This window comes from Megasphaera hominis (genome assembly GCF_014269395.1).
In the GTDB taxonomy this organism is placed as follows: domain Bacteria; phylum Bacillota; class Negativicutes; order Veillonellales; family Megasphaeraceae; genus Megasphaera; species Megasphaera hominis.
In genome coordinates this window covers 1-1,790 of record NZ_JACOGK010000069.1, presented here as the reverse complement: position 1 = coordinate 1,790, position 1,790 = coordinate 1, and the positions used below count along the sequence as shown (strand labels likewise).

Annotated in this window: 2 protein-coding genes; both read right to left on the bottom strand. The window is 49.7% G+C overall.

Features of this window, described 5'->3' with window-relative positions; genetic code table 11:
- Positions 1–201 precede the first annotated feature (201 nt).
- Positions 202–516: a hypothetical protein gene (locus H8J70_RS12305; RefSeq protein WP_186504582.1), complete on the bottom strand. Its 315-nt coding sequence runs from the start codon at positions 514–516 to the stop codon at positions 202–204.
- A 17-nt stretch (positions 517–533) separates the two neighbouring features.
- Positions 534–1,538, bottom strand: coding sequence for an aldo/keto reductase (locus tag H8J70_RS12300; RefSeq protein WP_186504581.1), 1,005 nt, complete (start codon positions 1,536–1,538; stop codon positions 534–536).
- Positions 1,539–1,790 lie beyond the last annotated feature (252 nt).

The window sequence follows — 1,790 nt, the reverse complement described above, 5'->3', positions numbered from 1 at the left end:
TTGATGCGATACCGGTCGATAGAGGTTGATAATAAAACATATAATTGTCTACAACTCACCTCTCTCCCCCGCTTATTAGGCTTTATTAGCTCCACGTTTTAGCTACCAGTTTCTCCTCTCCCGTCCGCTTACGCGGCCACCCTCCCCGCCACGGGGAAGGCACCGCGTACTCTCCCCGGTCGAACGCCGGGGAAAGCACCCCTACGGCATAAACAGCGTAAAATGCACGAGCAGGTCCGGATGCCCGGCTACGGGCATCCAACCTTTGACCTTATCCGTCCCGGCCATTTGTGTCTGTGCCACACCTGTTTTTACCATCTCATTGAGCAGACAGCCCCGATGGCTTTCCGGCGCGCCTACGCGGGCGCAAATAGCCCCTTCCACAAAGCCTGCCTTGCGGGCAATGTCATTGGCAGCGATGATTTCGTGTTTCGTCGTAATCAGCCGTGCCAAGCCGGGAAAACCATCCCAAAGCATGTGGAACTGCGCAATCAATTCAGGATCAACATGAGTCATTTTCCTATATGCCTCCTCTATTTCTTTTCGTCCAAGAGCATCACATTCTGCGGCGGATTCTTATCAATCGCACCGACGATCGTGTGCGGCAAATACGGTTCTTCCAAATATGCTATATCCTCCGGCGTCAGCTTCACCTTAAGCGCCTCTGCAGCCGTATCAAAATGCCCAGCCTTCGTCGCGCCAATAATCGGCGTAGCCACACCCTTAGCCCATTCCCAGGCAATAGCAATCTGAGCCATAGTCACGCCATATTTTTCCGACAATTCATGTACCCTGTCGACGATGAGCATATCATTTTCTTCAGCCTTATCATACTTACCACGAGCCACGCGGTCCGTCTGGCTCCGCATCGTCGTCCCCTGCCACGTCGGCCGGCACAAATGACCAGCTGCCAGCGGGCTGTACGGCATAAGCGACACACCAAAATGACGGCAAATAGGAATCAACTCCCGTTCATCTTCCCGGTACAAAAGACTATAATGATTCTGCATCACCGAAAACGGCGTCCAGCCATGATCACGCGCCACAATCTGCATAGCGTGGAACTGATATCCATACATAGCCGAAGCGCCAAGCGCCCGGACCTTACCAGCCTTGACCAAATCATGCAAAGCCTCCATCGTTTCTTCAATCGGATGCTCATAATCAAAGCGATGGATAATATACACATCGAGATAATCCGTCCCCAGACGCTTCAACGTCCCATCGATCTCCCGCATAATCGCTTCCCGCGAAAGCCGGCCTTCATTGAAATACACCTTAGAAGAAATCACCACATCCTCCCGGCGCGCATACCGCTTCAAAGCCCGGCCCAAATACTCCTCACTAGTCCCAGCCGAATAGCCATTAGCCGTATCAAAGAAATTAATACCCAAATCCAAAGCATGCTTGATCACAGCCGCACTATCCTCTTCATTCAACGTCCAATCATGCATAGTACCGGCCTTACCAAAACTCATACAACCAACACACAACTTAGAAACACGAATATCCGTCTTACCTAACGTAGTATACTCCATGATAATAACACCTCGATTAAAAGAAACAAATAAATGCTAAAAAGGCTTTCTCCGAGAGCGGAGAAAGTAGTCACTAAAGCGGACCGCGTGCACGTGGTATGCTAAAGTTGGACATGGAGGGGGTAGAAATTGGATACTAAATGTAGTAATCTTGGATAAAAGATTTTCTAATTAGTATCCGATGCCCTCAATTGTTAGATGGGAGGTTGCCACGTGAAATTAACGAAAGAACAACGATTAGAAATAGGTCGC

Excerpts from the sequence above, each read along its gene's own strand:
- H8J70_RS12300 (WP_186504581.1), bottom strand. The coding sequence starts at position 1,538 with ATGGAGTATACTACGTTAGGTAAGACGGATATTCGTGTTTCTAAGTTG.
- H8J70_RS12305 (WP_186504582.1), bottom strand. The coding sequence starts at position 516 with ATGACTCATGTTGATCCTGAATTGATTGCGCAGTTCCACATGCTTTGG.